This window comes from Shewanella sp. 10N.286.48.B5, from assembly GCF_002874355.2.
Taxonomy (GTDB): Bacteria; Pseudomonadota; Gammaproteobacteria; order Enterobacterales; family Shewanellaceae; genus Shewanella.
Genome location: NZ_MCVG02000001.1, coordinates 670,997 through 692,968, shown reverse-complemented (window position 1 = coordinate 692,968; position 21,972 = coordinate 670,997). Strand labels below are relative to the sequence as shown.

Annotated in this window: 18 protein-coding genes; 12 read left to right on the top strand and 6 right to left on the bottom strand. The window is 41.5% G+C overall.

Annotated features, from left to right (window positions below):
- The first annotated feature begins 205 nt into the window (after positions 1–205).
- The 3 genes from BCU57_RS03025 to BCU57_RS03015 all read left to right on the top strand — a co-directional run bounded on the left by BCU57_RS03025 (position 206) and on the right by BCU57_RS03015 (position 1,863).
- Positions 206–670 (top strand): hypothetical protein, encoded by a 465-nt coding sequence (locus BCU57_RS03025; RefSeq protein ID WP_102439620.1) that lies wholly within the window; start codon positions 206–208, stop codon positions 668–670.
- Between the two features lie 51 nt (positions 671–721).
- Positions 722–1,357 carry a DUF5677 domain-containing protein gene (locus tag BCU57_RS03020; protein ID WP_241903555.1) on the top strand — a complete coding sequence of 212 codons (636 nt, stop codon included), beginning with the start codon at positions 722–724 and terminating at the stop codon, positions 1,355–1,357.
- A 140-nt stretch (positions 1,358–1,497) separates the two neighbouring features.
- Complete coding sequence (locus BCU57_RS03015) at positions 1,498–1,863, top strand: hypothetical protein (RefSeq protein ID WP_102439621.1); 366 nt, start codon at positions 1,498–1,500, stop codon at positions 1,861–1,863.
- Between the two features lie 625 nt (positions 1,864–2,488).
- Here the strand turns inward: BCU57_RS03015 and BCU57_RS03010 are convergent.
- On the bottom strand, positions 2,489–3,076 hold the full coding sequence (locus BCU57_RS03010; protein ID WP_157936446.1) for a tRNA-uridine aminocarboxypropyltransferase: 588 nt from the start codon (positions 3,074–3,076) through the stop codon (positions 2,489–2,491).
- 305 nt (positions 3,077–3,381) lie between these two features.
- On the opposite strand from BCU57_RS03010, the gene BCU57_RS03005 reads away from it, so the two are divergent.
- Positions 3,382–4,851 (top strand): capsule assembly Wzi family protein, encoded by a 1,470-nt coding sequence (locus tag BCU57_RS03005; protein WP_102439623.1) that lies wholly within the window; start codon positions 3,382–3,384, stop codon positions 4,849–4,851.
- Positions 4,852–4,958: 107 nt separating this feature from the next.
- Here BCU57_RS03005 and BCU57_RS03000 read toward each other — a convergent pair whose 3' ends face one another.
- Both BCU57_RS03000 and BCU57_RS02995 read right to left on the bottom strand, forming a co-directional pair.
- Positions 4,959–6,461 carry a sigma-54-dependent transcriptional regulator gene (locus tag BCU57_RS03000; protein ID WP_102439624.1) on the bottom strand — a complete coding sequence of 501 codons (1,503 nt, stop codon included), beginning with the start codon at positions 6,459–6,461 and terminating at the stop codon, positions 4,959–4,961.
- Positions 6,462–6,480: 19 nt separating this feature from the next.
- Positions 6,481–10,005 carry a PAS domain S-box protein gene (locus tag BCU57_RS02995; RefSeq protein WP_102439625.1) on the bottom strand — a complete coding sequence of 1,175 codons (3,525 nt, stop codon included), beginning with the start codon at positions 10,003–10,005 and terminating at the stop codon, positions 6,481–6,483.
- Positions 10,006–10,258: 253 nt separating this feature from the next.
- Here BCU57_RS02995 and BCU57_RS02990 point away from each other — a divergent pair, with 253 nt between their 5' ends.
- Positions 10,259–11,443: a SpoIIE family protein phosphatase gene (locus tag BCU57_RS02990; RefSeq protein ID WP_102439626.1), complete on the top strand. Its 1,185-nt coding sequence runs from the start codon at positions 10,259–10,261 to the stop codon at positions 11,441–11,443.
- Positions 11,444–11,586: 143 nt separating this feature from the next.
- A complete protein-coding gene (locus BCU57_RS02985) occupies positions 11,587–11,979 on the top strand; it encodes an ATP-binding protein (protein WP_102439627.1) in 393 nt (130 codons plus the stop codon).
- 126 nt (positions 11,980–12,105) lie between these two features.
- On the opposite strand, the gene BCU57_RS02980 is transcribed toward BCU57_RS02985, so the two are convergent.
- Positions 12,106–12,444, bottom strand: a complete 339-nt coding sequence (locus BCU57_RS02980; protein ID WP_102439628.1) for a cytosolic protein — start codon at positions 12,442–12,444, stop codon at positions 12,106–12,108.
- A gap of 551 nt (positions 12,445–12,995) precedes the next feature.
- Here BCU57_RS02980 and BCU57_RS02975 point away from each other — a divergent pair.
- Genes BCU57_RS02975 through BCU57_RS02960 form a run of 4 tightly spaced genes read left to right on the top strand, consistent with a single transcriptional unit; the run spans position 12,996 to position 17,456 of the window.
- Positions 12,996–13,391, top strand: coding sequence for an STAS domain-containing protein (locus BCU57_RS02975; protein ID WP_076542877.1), 396 nt, complete (start codon positions 12,996–12,998; stop codon positions 13,389–13,391).
- Between the two features lie 39 nt (positions 13,392–13,430).
- A complete protein-coding gene (locus BCU57_RS02970) occupies positions 13,431–14,639 on the top strand; it encodes a polysaccharide biosynthesis/export family protein (RefSeq protein ID WP_102439629.1) in 1,209 nt (402 codons plus the stop codon).
- A 10-nt stretch (positions 14,640–14,649) separates the two neighbouring features.
- Positions 14,650–16,221 carry a GumC family protein gene (locus tag BCU57_RS02965; RefSeq protein WP_241903556.1) on the top strand — a complete coding sequence of 524 codons (1,572 nt, stop codon included), beginning with the start codon at positions 14,650–14,652 and terminating at the stop codon, positions 16,219–16,221.
- Positions 16,176–17,456 (top strand): capsular biosynthesis protein, encoded by a 1,281-nt coding sequence (locus tag BCU57_RS02960; RefSeq protein WP_102439630.1) that lies wholly within the window; start codon positions 16,176–16,178, stop codon positions 17,454–17,456. Before BCU57_RS02965 ends, BCU57_RS02960 begins: the two co-directional genes overlap by 46 nt.
- 65 nt (positions 17,457–17,521) lie before the next feature.
- Here BCU57_RS02960 and BCU57_RS02955 read toward each other — a convergent pair whose 3' ends face one another.
- Positions 17,522–18,178: an NAD(P)H-dependent oxidoreductase gene (locus tag BCU57_RS02955; RefSeq protein ID WP_102439631.1), complete on the bottom strand. Its 657-nt coding sequence runs from the start codon at positions 18,176–18,178 to the stop codon at positions 17,522–17,524.
- 471 nt (positions 18,179–18,649) lie between these two features.
- The gene (locus tag BCU57_RS02950; RefSeq protein ID WP_102439632.1) at positions 18,650–19,027 is read right to left on the bottom strand and encodes a hypothetical protein; all 378 of its coding nucleotides are present in this window, start codon (positions 19,025–19,027) and stop codon (positions 18,650–18,652) included.
- Between the two features lie 377 nt (positions 19,028–19,404).
- On the opposite strand from BCU57_RS02950, the gene BCU57_RS02945 reads away from it, so the two are divergent.
- Together BCU57_RS02945 and BCU57_RS02940 are read left to right on the top strand one after the other, a co-directional pair.
- Positions 19,405–20,730 carry an oligosaccharide flippase family protein gene (locus BCU57_RS02945; RefSeq protein ID WP_102439633.1) on the top strand — a complete coding sequence of 442 codons (1,326 nt, stop codon included), beginning with the start codon at positions 19,405–19,407 and terminating at the stop codon, positions 20,728–20,730.
- A gap of 10 nt (positions 20,731–20,740) precedes the next feature.
- Positions 20,741–21,799 (top strand): glycosyltransferase family 2 protein, encoded by a 1,059-nt coding sequence (locus BCU57_RS02940; protein WP_102439634.1) that lies wholly within the window; start codon positions 20,741–20,743, stop codon positions 21,797–21,799.
- Positions 21,800–21,972 lie beyond the last annotated feature (173 nt).

Sequence of the window (21,972 nt, the reverse complement as noted above, 5' to 3'; positions counted from 1 at the left end):
TATCAATCTACTGCGAAATTTTTTAAAGTGTTGTATAGACCTCGTAAACAAAGACGCATTCTTTTTCCGGCAATATTTTGAGCATTACTTACGTATTTATGAAAAACATTCGATTTACAACAATGACTTAGCGATGGTATCTTTGAGGTTTGAATTGAGCAGCCTGGAACATTATTGAGCTGCTAATGAATAAGCTGTTAAGCTCATGGAAAACGAATTAATCCCAGCCATTATGGCAATATATCAAGAAGGCTTCTTGAAAGACGAAGAAGTTGTTTCTTGGGCTGACAAAAAGATTATGGCTGAAGCGGAGCCTTTTGATTTCTATTATATGTTATCTCTAAAAGGCCCTAAATATTGTTTGGCTAAGCCTTCTCATGAATTCCCGCTACCAAAATCACTAACCTATTCGGAAAGATTCGCACTTAGGGCAAGCGCATTAGATATGACCTCAAAAGCGGAATGTGAGAACTTTCGTAGGTGGGTAGCTAGCGCAAGCCTAGGAGAAGATTTAGAAAAGCCAGAGGTAATCTTTGGCTATTACATTGATGAGGACTTCTTTTGCACCGATAATCATGTAAAAGGGTTAGCTTATTTCAACAAAGAGCTACCCCAACTCATTACCCAAACAAAACATCTTGCGGAGGCATTATGGGCGCAAATAGCTTAACAAGGTGCTGTTTTGGACCTACGCTTCGCTCCGGCCCAAAAGCACGGCGTTATGCGTACCTCAGAGGTTCATTTGAATAATCGAGTTTGGGATGATTTAAACACAATTAGACTTGATGCTTTTTCTAATATTTTTCATGGAAATAAGCAAGAAAAGTATGTTGCATTGTTAATGACTAGAGTCTCAGAGCTATGCCATGACACCCTTTTACTACTTAAAGAAGGGCGAATTGCTTCTGCTCCCATTGTTCTTAGAAGTTCTTTAGAATCATACGTGGATCTTATGTGCATAATTAATGACATTAATTATGTCGATGAAATGAATAAGTCATTTGATTTTCATAAAGCAAAGGTGAAGGGCGATAAAGTAAACTTTAGAGAGTTGATGCCTATTTCAAAGAAATTTAAATTGGCTGGTGAGGCTGAAACTTACAATGGCTTTTACGCTTATTTATGCCGTAGCTCTCATGGCAACTTGGAAATGCTTATCAACTTCCACTCGGTTGGCGAGAATATTTCAATTGGGCATAAGCCAAATGTTCAAGAGGTTAATAACCTAGAAAATCAAGCTGTTGCATTGGCTGCTACAGCTTTAATTGAGGGGCTAAAATTCCTTGGTGAATTTGAAAGCCAAATTGGAAAGCTTGAGATTATTCAGGAATGCGCAGGTAACGGGAAATACGCATAATAAGGCGTTTAAACGGAACAAAAAACAGTGGGTTACGTTTCGCTTCGCTACACATTATAACCCACAATTTTTGTCCGCTTAACGCGGCGTTATGGTGCTACAGAAATCACCAACTACACCGGAGTTTAATTGGATCATAAATGAAATCAATCGCCTTTAAATACATTACTATTATTATCTCTGTGCTTATTACACTTGCTATATATGATTTAAGTAAAACCTATTCCATTGAGGCCAAATCATATTATAAATCTAACTTAGAGCAAAAGTTGTCTGGCTATGAAGAAGTCAGAGCAATAAATAGTGATTGTAATAGCGAAGCTAACCTAAAAGTATCAAGTACAATAACGAAAGATAACATTGATGAATGGAACGACGTTAACTCATCGTGTCGCCTAAAACATAAAGAAAAACTTCAGCGTTGGATCGCATTTCAAAAATATAGCCAAAAAAACATGGATTCCTTTAAGGGGACTATTGGAAAGTTTATCAATGATACTTTTTGAAAAAGCACCATAACAGATAAGGATAGGCCGCGCGTAGCCGCGTCCTTATCCCAAGTGTTGAACAAGCCCGAGTGATACCTTTATAGTGTAAATATCAGCGTAAGATCTTACGCTTTTTAGGTGTGTGCTGAGCAGTTACATTTTTTACTAGCCGCATCGTTCCCTTAGCATCGCCAGCTAATTTCGTAGTGGTTCAGTAAAACTGGCCACTACTTTGTAGTCAAAAGGTGTGTTTGGCATAGAATAAGTTATCAGAACGTTTAGTTTCATTTGTTCATCGTAACTCGGAATTGTCCAGAAACGTGTTTCAGCGGGTGGTCAAGAAAAATCATAAATGCCTAGCGAGTAGTGAGCTGTGCGAGCGTAAGGAGTGGCTTTATTATTTTACTTTACCATCATGTCCCTTAAATACCCTTTTGGCAGGGTGATGGTTTTCACGCAGTGATGCCATCGCCTTGCTAAGCCTTCAGGGATAAAAAGCGTACACACCAATATACATAGTGTGTACGCTTTAAATGTCACAAGAAGCATTGCCAGTAAAGGCTTGTCACTCACTCACGCGCAAATGAACATGGTTTTTACTGTATACTCCTGCTTAGCTCACCCTTTTATTATATTGTTGAGTTTACGCCTTGAGATTCAACTGCTGCAATAATAGCGCGGTAATTTCAGCGGCCAGCTCGTTTTCTCCAATCTCATTGAGTATTTCAATCGCGCACTCTGCAGTGCATAACCCCCCTTCTACTTGATTGCGCCTTAATTGATATAAAGATGCATGTTTCGGCGTTAAGCTGACTTTTTCAAGCGCCTGTAAATAAGGGCTGCGGTTATACATTTTGCGCGCTTCTTGCCAGGTGGCATCGATGATCACTAGCGCATCAAACTGAGCTAAAGCTGACGGTTTAGAAGTAGTAGATGAAGGGATAACTGCAGCCTTAGACGACTTTTCTGAAAAAGCCTCATCATCAACCTTTAACGGGTTTGTCTCCTCTTCAGATGGGAACACTAAAGCCACATTTCCTGAGGCGATCATTTGCAATAACTCATCACTTGGGGATTTACGTTGCCAAGTGATCACCGGCGCAGCATCAGCCAAGACTTGCGTAACCCACTGGCCAGTATTGGTTGCTCTGGTTAGCTCTCGCTCATGGGTTAATAACACTATTTTCATATATAAGGTTTCACAGTTTTCAAAATATCGAATATCTGCCAAACAGTTCTGGCAGCTTAATTTTACTAGCTTACAGGATTGCATATTGCAGGCCTACTGCTCTGCAGCCATTCGCTGCTTGCGCTAATCATTGACTAATTATCAATTAATACAAAAAATTAATCCTCAGGCTGCATCAATAATTTTTGTAACTAACTGGCTACCTTTGTGCCGCGAGGCTTGAGTGTTTTGTAACATTCAGTAAAAATTGCTTTTCTCAATACGTTAATTACACAATTGGCTGTTATCATAGCGCTAACAACTAATTTTTATCATTTGGTGAGTCATTTCACCCCAAAGAGCATTCAATGAAGTTAAAAATACTAGCAGGGATAGCACTATTTACTAGCTTTTCTACCCAAGCCGCTTGGTGGGTGGAACCTACAGACTTGCCGCTTAGAGCAGATATACAATTACTTTCTGATACTGGCGTTATTATTCAGCCTGTGACTACCTTTCCTTTGATGTGGTCTGGGATAAAAAAAGATTTAGATAATGCTGCTGACAGCCCAATGTCGGTGCATCAAAAAGATGCTTATCATCGTGTGATGCGCGCTTACAATAAAGATCACCAAGCTGTGACTTTAGGTGCAAGCTTAAGTGGCGCCAATGAAAAAGCTCGCTTTATTGGTTACGGTAATGACTATCGCGACAAAGCTGAAGTTGAATTTACAGCAGAAGTCACCCAAGACTGGTTTAGTGGCCGCTTAGCTGCCAGTTATCATTATGATGCTATCGATGGCAATGAAACTCGCCTAGATAATAGCTTTGCAGCAGTCAAACTGGGTAACTGGATTGTCACTGGCGGCGCAGTGCAAAAATATTGGGGCCCAAGTTGGGACTCAGGTTTAATCCAAACCACCAATGCCAGACCTATGCCAGGCATTACCTTTTCTCGTAATGACAGTAATGCCTTTGAAACCCCTTGGTTAAACTGGGTTGGTCCGTGGACCTTTACCACCAGCTTTAGCCAAATGGAAAGTGATCGCTATGTGCCTGACACCCAGCATTGGGGTGCTCGTGGTACCCTAAGACCCATTTCAAAATTAGAAATTGGCTTTTCTTGGACCATGCAATGGGGCGGTGAAGGCTACGGCAACAGCTTGTCTGATTGGTGGGATGGCTTATTTAATGGCGGGATGTCTGAAGGTGAGCTTGAAAACGGTCAAGAAAACATGCTCGCAGGTTACGATTTTAGATGGTCTGATACCGCTTGGGGCGTACCTTATGGTATTTACTACGAGCGCATCCACGAAGACTATCACAATGGCAAACATAAGCTGATTAACGCCTCAAACATGGGTGGGGTTGATGTTTTTATTGCCTCACTTAACACCCGTTTTTTTGCTGAATACTCAGATACTGCAGCTGCCTGTGGCGAAGACTCTAACGTCTACAACTGCATGTATGAACACGGCTTTTATAAAAGTGGTTATCGTTACTATGGCCGCAGCTTAGGCAGCACCTATGATAATGATTCTCGCGTTGTGGTGTTAGGTGGTATTACTCAACTACAACATGGCCAAAGCTTATCGACTAAGTTTCGTTATGCCAAACTTAACTTTGATGGGGTAGACACTGGTAACCCAACTGGTGGAAATCCGGTATCCCCTGGCCGTTATGAGCGTTTGTTGCAGCTTGATGCCAGTTACCACCGACCATTTTATGAAGGTAAGTTAAAACTTGGCGGCACTGTTGGCTACAGTGAGTATCCTGAAGTTGATACCAGCAGCGATTGGGAAACCACCGTTTACGCTGGCTGGGAACGTGATTTTTAATTGCTAACCACAATAGCAAATTAACACACTGAAATATAATAAAGCCCATCATTTGATGGGCTTTTCTGTATTTCCTATGTAACTAAAGCTAAACCAGACTCTTTAAACTACAAACCTTTATCTTCCCATTGCTGCTTTTTACGATAGATAGTCGAAGGGCTTACATCTAATAAACCCGCGGCTTTTGGAATATTACCGTCACATTGCTCAATAGCGGTTTCAATGGTCATTTTTTCGATTAACCACAATGGCTGTATATCATCATCAACGACCTGAGTTTGTTGATTAGGAGCTGTTTCTGTTGTTTTTTGTAGGGCCTGTTGAGCCGCATTTTCAAAGCCTGACTCGCTTGCATAATGCGCCTTTGCCTCTACTGGTGCGGCTGAGGTGTTTAAATCTGTCATCGACAATGACACTGCGGTGCTCATTTGCGCAGTCATTTGCGCAGTCATTTGCGCAGGTAACATGGCCAAAGACACTTCTTCGGCTGTGTTAAGCACTACAATTTGCCTGATCACATTCTGCAGTTGACGCACGTTACCTGGCCATGGGTAATTGACAAAGCAACGTTCAACTTTGGTAGAGAAACGTTTAAAAGATTTGCCCTCTTCTTTGCTGTATTGCTTCAACAGCTTTTTAGCAATAGACATCACGTCTTTGCCCCTTTGTCTTAAAGGCGGCAGTTCTATAGGGATAACATGTAAGCGATAATATAAATCTTCCCGAAAGCGTCCTACTTGCACTTCTTTCCATGGGTCTCGGTTGGTGGCACTAATAAAACGCACATCAACTTTTTCTTCTTTAGTGCCGCCTACACGCTGAAATACCCCAGTTTGAATAAAGCGTAGCAATTTACTTTGCAACTCTAAATCCATTTCACACAGTTCATCAAGAAACAAAGTGCCACCATCAGCACGAGTTGCTGCGCCATCACGATTACTCACAGCGCCAGTAAACGCACCTTTGGTGTGACCAAAAATTTCGCTTTCAATTAAATCTTTCGGAATTGAGGCGCAGTTTAAAGCAATAAAAGCTTCTTGTGCTCGTGTTCCTGCTTGATGGATCGCTTGGGCGCAAACCTCTTTACCTGTGCCACTTTCGCCCATCACAAACACTGACGCTTTACTGTTGGCCACGCAATCAATGGTGTTATATACGGTTTGCATGGCTAAGGAGTCACCAATAAAGCCATGAAAATTGGTTTTTGGGAGGCTATTTTCATAATTGGTCACAAGTGCCAATAAGTCTTTTTGCTTCAGAGCATTACGCACAGTAATCGCCAACCTTTTACTATCAAAAGGCTTAACTAGAAAATCAAACGCACCGGCGCGCATGGCATCTACGGCTAAATCAATGGTGCCATAAGCAGTGATCATAATGACGGTGATCTGCGGGTAGTCTTGCTGCACTTTGGTCAAAATATCCATTCCCGACATATCCGGCAATTTAATATCTAACACTAATAAGTCTGGTTGTTTACGGGCAAGTTCTTTTAATGCATCTTCACCAAAATTAACCAAGGTGACTTCGGCGCCTTCGGCACAAAGGTATTCGCTGTACAATGCGCCTAATGACATACTATCTTCTACAAGAACGGCACTAAATCCCATGGGTAACTTCCTTATTTAATTATTTATGACCGATATCAAATCGTTGCTCAATTAACGTCAAGCTTTGCTCAGCAACCACAAATATCTGCTCAAATAATGCGGCTAAAGGTTCATCTTCGGTTCTGGCTGCGGCCTCAAGTAAAATGGCTACTTCAGATAACTTTTGCGCCCCAAAACTGCCTGCACTACTTTTAATGGTATGAACTTGATCTTCAATCTCTGCTCGGCTTCCATTGGCAGTGATGGTTTTTAAAATATCGATACGCATCTTAGTTTCATTATGAAATACCTTCATCATTTTAACTAAGCTTGCTTCACCTACCGCTTTTAGTAACTCATCAAACACCTGCTGATCCAACAACACATCATCAGCTATTGTTTCATTTATGGTTTCAGTTATAGTTTCATGTGTGGTTTCAGCTATTAAGCCATTTGAGGTGTCAGCTAATAGGATTTCATTTACCTCAGCTGTTGGCTTAATGTGAGTTTCTTTCTCTGCAGCAATATCACTAACCTCGTCACTAACCTCATGAGTTATTTCCATCGCGTCATTAGCATTGCCCTTCACCTGAGTTAACCAGTAATTTATCCCAGAGATCAAATCCTGCTTTTTAACCGGCTTACCAATAAACCCAAGCATGCCGGCGTCTTTACATGCTGCAACCTCTTCACTGAATACGTTGGCTGACATGGCCAAGATAATTTGATCAGGCTTACTGGCTAAAATTTTACGGCACGCTTCAAGGCCATCCATTTCAGGCATACGAATATCCATCAAAATTAAATCAAACTCTTGCTTTAACCCTATCTCTACCGCTTCGACACCGTTATTAGCATAGGTCATGACTGCGCCGCTATTGGTCAATATCGTACCTGCGACCATTTGGTTTACAGGGCTATCTTCTGCGAGTAATAATTTACAGCCATCAGGCAGGGTTAATTTACTTTCAATGATCTGCTTATCACTCTTTTCTACATTACTGGCATTACTGGCATTACTGATTAAGCTTAGTAATATCTCTCGGCTTAATGGCTTGCTGACAGACTCGACTATGCCTAAGTCAGTACTGCGCGCCTGCACTTGTGTATTCACCCCAGATAACAAAGCCGTGATATAGCCTATCTTAGTCAAATAGCGATTTGATAAGCCCTCTACGCTTTGATGTTCACAGTCTAAAATACAGCTTTCATCGAGCATGATGACATCAAATTGGCCGTTGTTGCTTGATTGACTATCAAGCTCGCTGAGCTGATGCGCAAAGCATGTCTCGACGCCATATTGGCGGTATTGCTTTTCAATTAACTCACAAAGGGTCATATCGGGGTGAATCACTAACACCCGAGGCGCTGTTGATAAAGCAATATCAACAGTTGTTATTTCAGCAGGTTCATCAAGTACCACAGTTAATGTAAACTCACTTCCTTGGCCTAGTTGGCTTTGAACGCTGAGGTTGCCCCCCATCATTTTAGCCAGTTCAGAACATATGGCTAAGCCTAAGCCTGTACCTGCATAACTGGTGGTATGCGTGTCATGAACCTGAGAAAACTCTCTAAATAACTTCTGTTGTGATATTTCACTGATCCCAATGCCTTGATCTTTTACCTTACAGCTCAGTTGCACCTTGCCGTTATCGCGGTTGATAATCTCAATCTCAACAGCAATACACCCATCGGTTGAAAACTTAATCGCATTATCCACCAGGTTTTGCAGCACTTGCCTAATACGCTGCGCATCTCCGATTAAAATTTGCGGTACATCTCGGTCAATAACACTGCCAAGATGCACTCCTTTATCATGGGCTTTATGGGACAAAATCTGTAACACTTGCGCGACTAACTTATCAGGTTGAAACTCTTTAGCTTCCAGTTGCATTTGCCCAGCTTCAATCTTCGAGAAGTCCAAAATATCATTAATGGTACTTAACAAGACTGAGCCCGCTTCTTTAGCCGCGCGAGCATACATGCGCTGGCCCTTTTCAAGTTGAGAGTCTAAAAGCAAATCAACACTGCCAAGTACGGCATTCAGTGGTGAGCGAATTTCATGGCTCATAGTGGCTAAAAATCGTGACTTAGCTTCACTGCCCGCCTCTGCTTGCTCTTTGGCTAATCTTAATTCTTCTTCTCTGGATTTTTGCTCTGAAATATTGCGTAAAAAAGCGGTGAAGAACATTTCATCACCTAATTGAATGGGGATCACCCGCAATTCAACCGGAAACTCCTCGCCAGCTTTATTATGGGCAGGAACTTCGATGCGATTATTCAGCACAGGCCCTTCACCAGTGCGGCGGTGATGCTCCATGCCATTTTTATGGGCACTATGGAAACCTGCGGGAATAATTAAATCTTCCAGCCTTTCACCTAATGCCTCTTCGCGCTCATAGCCAAACAGTTTGACCGCTGCAGCATTAAACTCAACCACTCTGCCGCTAATATCAATAGAGATTAACGCATCATGGGTGGCTTCAATGGTTGCCACCAAAATAGATTGAGTTCTGGCAGCGGTTTGTTGCTCTTTTTTAAGTTCGGTTAAATCTTTGATAAAGCCTAAAAATAGAATCTCACCATCAATTTGCATTTTTGAAATGGTTAGCTCGATAGGAAATAAGCTGCCATCTTTATGCTGCGCTTTTAACTCACGACTGTTACCAATAATTTTTGCATCACCCGTTGTAAGATAATGCTTGATATAGCCATCATGCATAAAGCGATCTGCCATCGGCATTAAAATAGACACATTTTCATCAATAAGCTGTGCTTTTTCATAGCCAAATAACTTACTGACGGCATTATTCACTTCATTAATCACGCCGTTAACATCAATAATGACAAAGCCATCAGCCGCTGAATCTAATATGGTATTTAAGCGAACATTGGCACCTTGTAAATCACTGCGTTTTTCATCCAAGTTTTTAAGCATGGCATTAAAGGCGTTAGTCGTATCGGTGATATCTTGGGTGCCGGGCTCAACCACTTGCACCCCTGATTCCCCTTCAAGCACCCGCTTTGAGGCATGCTGAATATTAAAAATATGTCTGATGAGCTTAAGGCCCTGATACCAAGATAAAAATGAAATCAAAATGATCACTAAAATCATTAATGCGCTATATTTCAACGCCACTGCTTCAACGCTATTATCAAATTCATCGGTATTAACAAGTACGCTTATTTGAATGCCAGTGCCATTATTAGATACTGCCACCACCTCAACCGTATGCTCTTTTGGGGTCACAGCTTTAATGATCTCAAACATGCCTTGCCCATTACGCTGAGCCGAATACAATAGCTTATCTGCTTTGGATACTTCGATTGAATCAATATGGCTAATGTGGTGGGCTTCTAAAGATTGTTTAAGCAGTAAGATGGACTCGCGGGCCTTATCAGGGTTAATACTATTAGCCACCAGCTGCGCTGCAAGTTGAGCTTGCTGCCTTGCTTCTTGCTGATTGGTCTCTTTGATAACAGCTAAACTATTAACAATTAGCATCAGTAATAGTACGACTTGCATTAATCCAATGGCAATTATCGCTTTTAATCTAAATGACAAATTCCTTCTCCTGATGCATTTTGCAAACAGCGCTGTTTAACCCTGTCAAAAATCTATTCCAAAGCAAATGTTTACTACATTATTACTCACTATGAATTACCTGTTCGCATTTTGCAAAAAATTATTCCCAATCTGAAAATGCAAATAGTAAATCTTACTAGAAAGCTGCTTAACCACCTGATTTTATTATTTAAAAATTATGGAACAGCTTTTGCTTTAATAAGTTATTAAACAAACTTAATAGAGAATCGCCATGCAAAATGCTAATGCGTCAACGTCGACTATCTCCATCCTGTTAGTGGAAGACACATTCAGTGAACGCTATTACATTGCCAGTTTAATTCAAAGTTTTCAGCCGGAAAATGTACAGTTTGAGATGGTGCAATGTGAAGATGGCTTAACGGCACTGGAGAAGTGCCGTACCCAGCAGTTTGACTTAATTGTCAGCGACTGGCGCATGCCTAGGATGAACGGTGTTGAGCTGTGTAAAAGACTAAAGACCAAAACAGATCCCGGTTACTTCTTGCTTTTAACCGGTAACGATCAAACTCAAGACATGATTTATGCTATGGACTCAGGTGCTGATGATTACATTACCAAACCTTTTTTGGCCTCAGTATTAAAAGTCAAAATTCAAGCTGCAGTAAGGCTCATTCAAGCAAAAAAGTCGGTACTTGAAAGTAAGCAACAGCTGCAAAGTTTACTTTCTCAAAAACAGTCTGAACTGACCCAAGCTGCGATTTTGCAGCAATCCTTACTGCCAAAAAATAATTTAGCCTTCAATAATTGGACTATCCGACATTATTTTGAACCCGCAGAGGAACTTGCAGGCGATATTTTGCAATGCTTTGAAATTGATGAACAGTGGATAGGCTTCTATGTTATCGATGTATCGGGTCACGGTGCCAGTGCTGCTATGCTCAGTTTTACCCTCGCCCAAGGCTTATCACCCCAAAGGATGAACTGGCAGCAATCGCCAGAAAAGGTCATGAATGCCTTAAACAATCTCTTTGATGATCCTGGTAATTTGGGCCAGTTTGCCACTGTAATGATAGGTAAAATCAATATAAACACCCATGAATTACAACTGTGTAATGCAGGTCACCCATTACCATTAATCATTTCTAAACTCGATGTGCAAAGCATCGATGTGCCCACAGGTATGCCAATTGGTATTGATAAACACTGCCAATACCAAAGTGGTCAATACCAACTTTACCCGGGTGAGCAACTACTGCTGTTTTCAGATGGCGTGTATGAAGTTAATCATCCAAAGTTTGGCATGTTTGGCTTAGAGCGCTTAAAACAGCGCTGCTTATCAGCTAAAGCCATGCCAGCGGCGAATTTATTGAGTCACTTAAGTTACTTACTCAACCTTTGGCAGCAGTCGCAACCCCAAGATGATATGTCACTGCTACTATTTACCGCACCCGATTAAAAAGTTATAGCAATCATTGTGATGATAACTGTATGCCAATTATTGCTGATTATAGAGTTAGATTTAGAACGAAGATAAGCACTTAAATTAACAGCTTATATTTTTGAATTAACCCACAGTGACCCACAGCTTAAGGAGTTAATATGAATAACACTCAATTGAACATAAGCATCAATTCAATGACAGCAGATCAAGTTTATGACGAACTAGAACAGTTTTTGATCAGCAATAAGGTTGAGCCATTACAACGCTTCAAACTCATCAGTTGTGCACTCGAAGCCACCAATAATGTGCAACAGCACAGCGCTGATGACGCTGAAGATATTAAGCTGTTATTACAGAAAAACGATAACAAGTTGATTATTGATATATTAGATAACTCAAACTTTACCCCACTAGCCCCCCCTAGCACTTGTCCTAACAAACACAAAGCCAACGGCCGCGGCTTATGGATAATGCATCAATGGATGGATCAGGTGCAGCAACAGGCAACGGTATTAGGCACTCACTTGAGATTAAGTATAAACTTGGGCTAATGCTTTGGGCGGAATGTAAACCAATAGCGACACACCTTTGATAAGCATTAGCGATAACAACATAGTTAATCCAGCTTTGCATGGCTAAGGATGCCAATTCGCCGATTTCAACTTACTGAATAATGTTCAGTCCATTCGGGTAATAAAGGTTTGCTCGTCATCCACAAAAGCCACAAAGCCGCCGTGATAGATAAATACCCGACCACGCCCCTCAACTATGCAGGCAAGTTGTGGGTTCAAATCTTCTTCGTTATCCTGACGTTGAAAAGTGCCAGTATCTGTGATTACGCCGCTGAGTGCAGGCAAATATCCATAAGTGCGCTTGGCTTGATCAATCAGGTTCAATTCGCTGGCGGTTGAGAAGCAAAAGGGGATCGCACCAGCTTCTTCAATAAATAAAGTTTTAAGTTCTTCAAAAGCTGTAATCACCAGCCAGTCGATGCCGTTAACATGATGGATAAACATAGATTTTCTCGGTTATTCTAATGCGGATATTTTATCACTACTAGGAAAGAACCTAGTAGATATTTAGTTGCTAAAGTTATGTCCAGACATTCATAAACCAACTTGAAATACGTCTTTGCCCAAATACAAGTTAGCAAACACTCTATATCAAACAATCCATATCAAACAATCTATATCAAACCAAAGCCATTTTATCGAAAATTCATATTATCTGTACTTAGGCTGCCCCTTCCCTGCAATATAAACTAAATCAATACTGCGAATTGCAAATACTAGGTCGTGAAGTTGTAATCAGTGCTTTTGCATTCTGCAACGACATAGTTTTAAACCGCAATTAAAGCTTAGCAATAAGCAACACACAGCCAGACGACAGCAAAATAAAAACTCAAACCACTGATTAACAACAACTAAATAATTGGCACGCATCCTGCTAACTATAGATTAAGCAGAGGATAAATGATTAATCCACCCATTCAATTTTAGACGTCATTTATCTCATCACGATTTAGTTAATCAAAGTTAGCGCATCAATAGATGTTTAGGAGCAGGTTATGAAATTTGAAATCAAAGTAGCCCAACATGCAAGTGTAGTAACATTACCTATCAGAATGTTTATGGCTCATACCCCAACTTACCGAGCGGCACTGGTTGATTATATTGATAGAGGCCATACCCGCTTAGTTATCGACATGCAGCATTTAGAGTACATCGATTCAAGTGGCTTATCTGTGCTTATCTCCGCCCGTAATCAAGCGCTTAATTATCAAGGCAACATCGTATTACTGTCACCTAGTCCTGCGGTACGTTCATTAATTGAATTAACGCGCCTACACCATATTTTTGAGATTTTTGAAACTGAGGCGTTAGCGTTAGATTTTTTGCGTCATAGCAGCATTGTTGAACCCTCTGACTTTGATGAACAAATCATCTCAGAGTTAGCAAGCTAAGCAGGAACCACTAAATCACGGACGTAAAGGGGAACAGAAATGAACATATTCAAATCACTACTTTCTATCGCTATTATCGCAGGCTTAACCGCTTGCGTGACCCCTATGCAACCAGCTGAGCAAGATGTTTGTGATTTAGAGCAGCAACTCACTAGCTGCCATTACTTTGGCCAAAAAACGCCTTATAACAGAAAGGTCAGCGCTGTGACCTCAAACCATACGACTTTCCCTACTGCGCCAATTTTCGGTAATAAGTCGATGGTGGTTGATACCCAACAAGCGTTGTCATTATCTGTAGGGGATAAAATTTCGGTAAAAATACTCAATGGTGATGAATTTAGTAAAGATGTGGAAGTAGATGCCGACGGCAATATCTATCTGCCTTATTTACCGCCAATTTCAGTTACAGGACTGACTCTTAATCAATTAAACAATCAAATCAGAAACATATTAATCGATGAAAATCTGATGTTGGCCCATGCGGTGCGTATCAGTATATTACCTATTAGCTGGGCACCTATTGAAATCACCACCTCTGGCGCAGTATTTGAGCCAGGTCAGCACATGATCAACAAAAAACTCCCCATTGAACTTAAAGATGATGGCAGTAACTTTGCTGGTGACCAAGCCATTCAGCGTAATGTAGCCGCCGCGGTGAAGTCTTCTGGTGGGGTGCGCCCAGATGCTGATATTTCAGCAATTAAGGTCATCCGTAATGGTCAGGTTTTCAATATGGATTTACGTGGTATGCTAACGGGAGAGAAAGTACCAAACATGACTTTAATGGCTGGCGATCATGTACATGTTCCTTCGACGCATTCATTTAATGATCAATTAGCCAGACCTTCTCAGTTGACAACACCAGGGATCAGGGTATTTATGTCAAACTTAACGCAACCTGCAAGTTCAAATAGTCAGTCAGCAGTAGACCGTGAAGCAACACGCTTTCCTTACGGCACCCGCTTGCTAAATGGCGCCATTGCGGCCAACTGTGTCGGTGGTGCCCAAACCACCAATGCCAGTCGTTACGTTATCCTAGTGACTAAAAATCCATTATCTAATCAAATAGATATTGTCGAACGCTCAATTGATGGCTTAATTCAAACGGCCTGGAATAATGAATCAAACCCAGTATTACTCCCCGGTGATGGACTTGCCTGTTATGACTCTCGCGTAACTAATATCCGTGAAATAGCCAGAACAGTAACTGAATTGGTCGTGCCAACAACCCTTATCGGATGGTTGTAAGGAGACAATAATGAGCCAAGGAAACTGCAAAAGCGGCAAAGGCGAACAGAGCCAGAAACAAGCAGACTCTGGGGCAGGGGCGCACACAAGCTTCAGTGCTGATACTGACGTTAAGCTTGAAAATGAAACCCAAAGCGCACAAAACACTGACATCGAAACAGAGCAAGATTACGCCAGCTTTTCAGAACTTGCCTATTTATATTGGATTAAACGCGCCACATTAGAAGGCAGCCACTTAACCCCTAAAGCCCGTAAACGCCTGTACATCAAAACAGCCTTGATATCACTGCTCATTGTCTGGCTGTTGGTGGCTGTTTTTATCGCGCTAACCCCCACCAAATACGAAAGTAAATGGGTGGTCATATTACCTGGGGTCGCAGCGGGGTCTTCCCTAAGCCTTGACAGCCTTGGTCAAGCAAGTAGCTCCAATAGCTCGCCTTATATGAGCTCGGCCATTGATCCAAGAGAGAATTTTAAAGCGATTTCCATGAGCAGCTTGCTGATGCAAACCGCTGCGTTTTATTTAAAAGTGCCTAGCAATGAAATACCAAAACCCAAACTTAAACTCCCCAGTCAAACGGGCTTAATGGAGTTTAGTATTAATGGCGCATCGCCAGAGCAAGCTCAAAAACGTGGCTGGGCTATGTATCGTTCTTTACAAGACATTCTTGATGATCTGCGTTTTGATGAAAATAGCCTGCGCGAGCGAGGTATTCAACGTAGCCTGAAAAGCTATAACGCCCGAGTAAAGCAAACACAAAAGCAATTACTGGATTTTCAATCTGAGCGAGGCCTAATAACCCTTGATCAGTTTAAAGAGTTAGCCATCACCATTGAGCGCTTACGCCATAGTAAAGTGACCCTTTCAGCGTCACTGCAAGGTTTAAATGCCAGCTATGAACTCTATGAAAAACACCTTGGCATTAATGACTCACAAGCTGCGATTTTACTCAAACTCAACAATGATAAGCTGTTTCAGCAGTTACTTGAAAAACACAACACCGCCAATACCACTTACATAGAAAATGCTGGGCGCTTGGGTCGTCGTCACCCGACATTAGTCACCCTAAAAGCAGAGTTAGACAGTATCTTCGATAGTATGAAGCAGCGCTTTAATACCATTATTGGATTTCAAGATGAGAAAATTTTAATGATGCTAACGGTGGATGATGTTGATGGCCGCGCAGTGATGATGCAAGAGTTCATTACCATAGCCTCAAAACGACAAGCGACGCAATCAGAAGTAGATTCACTGATCGCGCAAATTGATCAGTGGGAGCTACGCTTGCAGCACAGTAACGATGATGCCGCCAAGCTTGCAGATTTACAACGTGAACACCAGTTAGCCACTACGGTATTAACCTCTGCGATGGCAAAATTGGATGTGGGTAAATCAGATATCTACTCGGCTTACCCCATGTTGCAATTATTTTCGCCGCCGAGTTTAGCTCATTCTCCCAATAAATTAGCCAGCATACTAATTATCTTTGGTGGGTTAAGCGCTTCTTTCATGTTACTGCTAGGGTTGAGCATTTTATGGATCCGCAAACCATTGTTGCGCAAAATGTTGACGAAAAAATAATATACAACAGCATTGTTTATAGTTATTTATTTTGGCTGTTTGGTGCTTTATATGTCATTGCACCTGTGATTGCATGGGTGCTATTTGCACGCTTACTTTATAAAAAAATTTCAGGTCAGCAAACATGTAGAATTAGCATCAGCCATTATGTATGGGTGTTTGGCATGTTGTTCATGCTTATTGCCTTAGTGGTCGGCCACCTCGATTTTGGCTTAGGTATTGGCAAATTAATTAAATCATCTATTGGCTGGGCCAAAGGCTGGGCCTTACTGGCAATATTTCCGCTTATTGGCTGCTTATCTATTCGGCCTGAAATTATTTATCGCGCCTGCTGCAGAGTCTGCAAACATACTATTTTGCTGTTCCCGCTGTTTTTAATTGCTTGGAAAGTTGGCTTGCCCAGCACCTTATATGTGTCGCCACTGAGCATTATTGGTGGCCCAGGGCCTGAGTTTTTCAGCGTCAGTTTATATGAAATCGACCCTGGCAGCGGCGTTCCCCGCTGGCGTCTGTTTACCCCATGGGCACCGGCATTAGGCATGCTAGGTAACTTATATTTTATTTTTGCCGTACAAGAAAAGGATTCACGTTGGAAAAAGTGGGGCATTGCAGGCAGCTTACTGATGGTATTAATGTCGCAATCCCGTCTTGGCTTGGTGTGTTATTTCGCCTTAATCGGCTTTTTCACCCTATTTAAACTTGTGCGCTCACCTTTACTGTACTTTTTACTTAGCCCGTTAATGTTACTTATTGGGGTTGTCGGTGAAGCCACTATCAACAAAATACAAATCAGTATTGCCGCCATAAAAGCTGCCCGCGCCGATTCAACTCGCGTTCGTCAAGCTTTGGCTGATATTGCCGTTGAAAGGTGGATGAATGAAGCGGTGATCTTTGGCCATGGTATCGTTGAGCGAGGGCCGCACATGGTGGAATACATGCCCATAGGCTCGCATCATACTTGGTATGGATTATTGTTTGTTAAAGGCGTTGTCGGCGCTGTAGCGTTAGCAATTCCGATGTTAGTCACCTTCTTGATATTATTGATCCGATTATTTAGTCAGCCTATGGCCAGAGTCGGCATGGCAATTTTACTGATGTTAAGTTTATATACCTTCGGCGAGAATTTAGAAATTCTAGCCTATTTATTTTGGCCGGGATTAATTGTATTAGGTATGACGCTGCGAGCTGAAGAGCCAGAAGCCGTACTCAAAAAAGCCGCTGCCTTGAAGGACTAATCATTGTGTTTTGTTACCTAAGTGGTAACAAAACACTGTCATCACAGCGGCTATGGCTTACGCCATTAAATAATTTTTATCACTTGATCAAATGCAAGACGCGACTTAGGTAAGCTGGCATTGTAATCTTCATCACTATGATGGTAACCGATAGCTAAACCAACATAGCATTCATAACCATCTAATTCTTCGGCAAAAATATCACCGATAAGTTTACTATCAACCCCTTCCATTGTGGTCGAGTCGATACCTAAACGGGCTAAAGTATGCAAGGTGTTACCCAGTGCAAGATAAGCTTGAGAGCGTGTCCACGCCTCGTTATTGCCCTGTGCATCGGTATTTAATTCAGCAAAAGAGTAACCACCAAAAGCTTGCTCGCGATTTTCAGGTTTTGTGCGACCATCTTCAATGCCCTTATCAACCACTTTGGCATAATCGTCACGGGTATAGTGAGGGTTATGGGCAAATAAAATAATATGAGAACAGGCTTTAGCATGGGGCTGATTGAACTGATATTTATTGGCGAAAGTGTCGTGCATTCTTTGTTTTGCTGCATCACTTTCAAGCACAATAAACTTCCAAGGCTGTGAATTAATTGAAGATGCTGAAAGTCGCATCGCCTCACAGATCACCGCTAAATCTTCTTTTGAAACACGCTTTGAAGGATCATAACGCTTTGCTGTATAGCGATTGTTTAAGTCTTCAATAATTGGATGTGTCATATTTACTGTCTCCACTTTCATTAATATTCCCGGCTTTCATCCACGGGAAATGCAACTGCCGAATGCCATAAGTTATAAAGTATTCAATAAAATCATTACTTTGCTTAGCTAAGCTAAATAAACTCAAAACAAATGCTTATTTAATAAGTTACTTTTAACTTTTTATGTAAAAAACTATTATTAATTAAGCACTTTATATGGTTATAAGCTTATTTAACCCCGCCATAGCAAACAGAATTAAAATAACTTCCTAACGACATAAGAACGTTGATAATAGTCGCTAGGTCCCTATGCTTAAAGGGGCTAATAGTTGTTACATTATCAACAATTTTTTGGTAATAGATGATTAAACCCCATAGCATGCACAGCTATCACCCCTCTTTAAGCGCTAACCGCTAAAGTGACGCAGAAGTCAGCCCTTGATAAGAGCTGATAAAAATGGATAACACTCACATAGATAATGGCAGCTGGTTACTGAGATAACTTCTGCTGCACATACGCGCACCAAGCCTTAGAGTGTCGATTTGGCACATCAGTGTCGCCCCTTACACCTAACTTAAATTCAATCACCGACTGCCATTCATCTGAGCCTAAGTCAGGCCCATGACCTTGACCATCGCCTGAAATCAGTTGTTGATCTACTTGCTTAAACCAAGCTTGAGTACACAAGCTACTTTCAACTGCTGCAGTTGATTGTGCACTTGATTGCGCACTTGATTGCATAGTCGATTGCTCAGTTTGCTGCTTTGGCACATCTTGGCTACAGCCTGATAAAGTTAATCCAGCTAACAAGGTTAAGCTCGCTGGCAGCAAACCCATGCTCATCAATAAAGAGGTCGATTTGTTCATTTGTCCATCCTGTTAGTTTTGCCTTTCACTCACTTGCCAATACACGCTGGCACCACTATTAGCTAGAGTGAATAGCTAAAGTAAATAGCTAAAGTGAATAGCTAAATCAATCCTAAACGGGTTAACGCCATACATCAAAGCAAACCAATGAAAAGCGCTTTGATGCTCTCAGTTAAAGTATTGCAAACTGCAACGGCCCTATCTCAATTTGCTAAAACACCTCAGCAGCACTTACCCCGTAAAATAATAAAACCCAATTAAAACATACATATAAAAGTTGGCACGATAAGTGTAACTCCCCTTGTATGCAGTCAGCTAGTCCTAATTTGAATTTGCAAACAAGATCAAATTAGCTAACAAGATCAAGGGTACAAATAATGCAAACAACCACTAACTCACTAGGTCCTAAAACGACCGTCAATCAAATGCTGAATCAAGGCATTCGTACATTGGGTAAAAACCTAATGTGGTTGGCGAGTGCTCAGTTTAGTGGCCGTATTGTGAGATTAGCAGCTAGCGTGATAACAGCGAGATTACTGACACCAGAAATCTTCGGTCAAGTGGCCATTACCTTAACCCTATTTGAATTAATTTGTACTCCTACTCGCCGCATTACTTCAGCAGCACTTATTCGCATGAATGATACCGAGTTTAAAGACAACTTAGCCAGCGCCAATGTGATTAACTTCGGCGCCTGCCTTATTGCCTTTGCACTAATGAGTTTAATCAGCTTACCACTGGCTTATTACTACCAAGACAGCCAACTTGTTCTGCCTATCTTGTTTGTTGCCAGTAGTTATTTATTACTGCCATTTGGCATGTTGTACGCCACGGTGAACTTACGTAACAACAATATGCGTAAAGTGGCTAGCGCCAACCTTTGGCAAACCGTGGGCGATGGCATCTTAACTGCAATACTTGCACTGAGCGGCTTTGGCTTGTGGGCCATTATTATCCCTAAAGTGGTGATGGTATTGGTCTGGATTTACCTGCATAAAAATGGCAATCCGTTACCGACTTTTACCCAAAAAGCATCCGTTAAAAATGTTAAATCAATCCTTAGCTTTAGCATTCCGGTGAGCTCAAGCGATTTGATTAACACCCTAAGACAAAGCATTGATTATCTGGTCATTGGTTACTTCATGGGGGTTGAGGCACTGGGGGTTTACTTCTTTGCTTACAACGTCAGCTTGGGGATCAGTTTAGGGCTAGTTCAAAGCTTTGGTACCGCGTTTTACTCGCACCTTTGTAGCGACGATAAAATCGCGAGCAATGTAGCAAATAGCCAACAAGTTGCTAAGCAGAAGTTTCGTCACAGTGTGATGGCCATTAGCGCGATTACCGCCCCTATCATCATCTTACAAACAACACTTGCGCCCCTTTACGTGCCATTTGTATACGGTGAGCAATGGTTAACAACCGATGCCATTTCAGTGTTCATCTTCTTATGTTTAAGCGGCCTTGTTCGCCCAATGGCAGAAGCCGCCAGTCAGTTATTACTTGCCCACGGCCATAGCCGTTTAAATTTCAAACTCAATTTAGCTATCACCGCTTTGTTAACCCTGGTGATCAGTGTTGCAAGTCAGTTCAGCTTAAGCACAGTCGCACTGAGTGTGATGGTGACTTACTTAATTATTATGCCTTGGCTTTGCTGGTACAGCAGCCGTATCTCATTTAATCAACCAACTGTTACAAACAGTTAAGGAAAACATTATGTCTCCTAGAATCTCAGTAGTAATGCCAGTTTATAACGTTGAACAGTTTGTTAAATCGGCTATTGAATCAGTATTAAAGCAAACCTATGACAACTTCGAGCTATTGATTGTTGATGATCGCGGTGATGATAATAGCATGCAAATATGTAAACAATTTATCGGCGATCCAAGAGTACATATCATCCGTCATCAAACCAACAAAGGTTTAGCAGCGGCAAGAAATACCGGCATCCGTCATTCATTAGGTGAGTTTGTGGCCTTTATTGATTCTGATGATTTATGGCACCCTGAAAAACTACAGCGCCATGTGGTGCATTTAGATAAGAACCCCAACGTTGGATTAAGTTTTTCACGCTCAAGCTTTATTGATTATCAAGGTAAGTTTATCGATTTTTATCAAATGCCAAAACTTTTTGACATTGATGCAGCCCATTTATTATGCCGTAACCCTGTAGGAAATGGCTCAGCGCCGGTTATTCGCCGCAGCACCTTAAACGACATACGCTTTCAGCCAGCAAGCAGTAAAAATCGCCACAGCTGCTACTTTGATGAGAACTTCCGCCAATCAGAAGATATTGAATGTTGGTTACGTATTGCTGCAACCACCTCTTGGGAAATTGAAGGGCTACCAGAGCCATTAACTTACTACCGCCTTAATCATGGTGGCTTATCAGCAAACCTTGAGAAGCAATATGCCTCATGGGAGAAAATGATTGAAAAAGCCCGTGGTTTTGCTCCTAAATTATTAAAGCAACATGAAGAGTCTGCTCGCGGGTTCCAATTACGGTACTTATCAAGACAAGCTATTCGCATTGGTGATGGCAGCGCTGCTGTAAAGCTGTTTAACCGCGCGATGAAAGCATCACCTAGCATTATAAGAAGTGAAACCTTTAAAACCGTCACCACCATGATTGCCGCATATGCGCAGTGGATAATACCTGCTTGGGGTTATATCGCTATCGAAGCTGTTGGGCAAAAATTTATCGGCATTTTACAAAAACTACGTATTTCACGTGACGGCGTTTCAAGTGAATTTATGCAACAAAGTAAATTGTAACCCGCAGCTCTTATCTCATCTTCCCTGTTCTGGCTTTGCAGTGCGATTCGCATTCTGCAAAGTCAGCTTTTTATTGCAAGCCCCTTGCTAAAAACCCACCAAAAAAAACAGTTAAAAACACAATAACACACTATTAATTAGATACTTAACAAATATGGAATAGTTCGTGCTTT

Coding starts and splice junctions, on each gene's coding strand:
- BCU57_RS03025 (WP_102439620.1), top strand. CDS start 206: ATGGAAAACGAATTAATCCCAGCCATTATGGCAATATATCAAGAAGGC.
- BCU57_RS03020 (WP_241903555.1), top strand. CDS start 722: ATGCGTACCTCAGAGGTTCATTTGAATAATCGAGTTTGGGATGATTTA.
- BCU57_RS03015 (WP_102439621.1), top strand. CDS start 1,498: ATGAAATCAATCGCCTTTAAATACATTACTATTATTATCTCTGTGCTT.
- BCU57_RS03005 (WP_102439623.1), top strand. CDS start 3,382: ATGAAGTTAAAAATACTAGCAGGGATAGCACTATTTACTAGCTTTTCT.
- BCU57_RS03000 (WP_102439624.1), bottom strand. CDS start 6,461: ATGGGATTTAGTGCCGTTCTTGTAGAAGATAGTATGTCATTAGGCGCA.
- BCU57_RS02990 (WP_102439626.1), top strand. CDS start 10,259: ATGCAAAATGCTAATGCGTCAACGTCGACTATCTCCATCCTGTTAGTG.
- BCU57_RS02985 (WP_102439627.1), top strand. CDS start 11,587: ATGAATAACACTCAATTGAACATAAGCATCAATTCAATGACAGCAGAT.
- BCU57_RS02980 (WP_102439628.1), bottom strand. CDS start 12,444: ATGTTTATCCATCATGTTAACGGCATCGACTGGCTGGTGATTACAGCT.
- BCU57_RS02975 (WP_076542877.1), top strand. CDS start 12,996: ATGAAATTTGAAATCAAAGTAGCCCAACATGCAAGTGTAGTAACATTA.
- BCU57_RS02970 (WP_102439629.1), top strand. CDS start 13,431: ATGAACATATTCAAATCACTACTTTCTATCGCTATTATCGCAGGCTTA.
- BCU57_RS02965 (WP_241903556.1), top strand. CDS start 14,650: ATGAGCCAAGGAAACTGCAAAAGCGGCAAAGGCGAACAGAGCCAGAAA.
- BCU57_RS02960 (WP_102439630.1), top strand. CDS start 16,176: ATGGATCCGCAAACCATTGTTGCGCAAAATGTTGACGAAAAAATAATA.
- BCU57_RS02955 (WP_102439631.1), bottom strand. CDS start 18,178: ATGACACATCCAATTATTGAAGACTTAAACAATCGCTATACAGCAAAG.
- BCU57_RS02950 (WP_102439632.1), bottom strand. CDS start 19,027: ATGAACAAATCGACCTCTTTATTGATGAGCATGGGTTTGCTGCCAGCG.
- BCU57_RS02945 (WP_102439633.1), top strand. CDS start 19,405: ATGCAAACAACCACTAACTCACTAGGTCCTAAAACGACCGTCAATCAA.
- BCU57_RS02940 (WP_102439634.1), top strand. CDS start 20,741: ATGTCTCCTAGAATCTCAGTAGTAATGCCAGTTTATAACGTTGAACAG.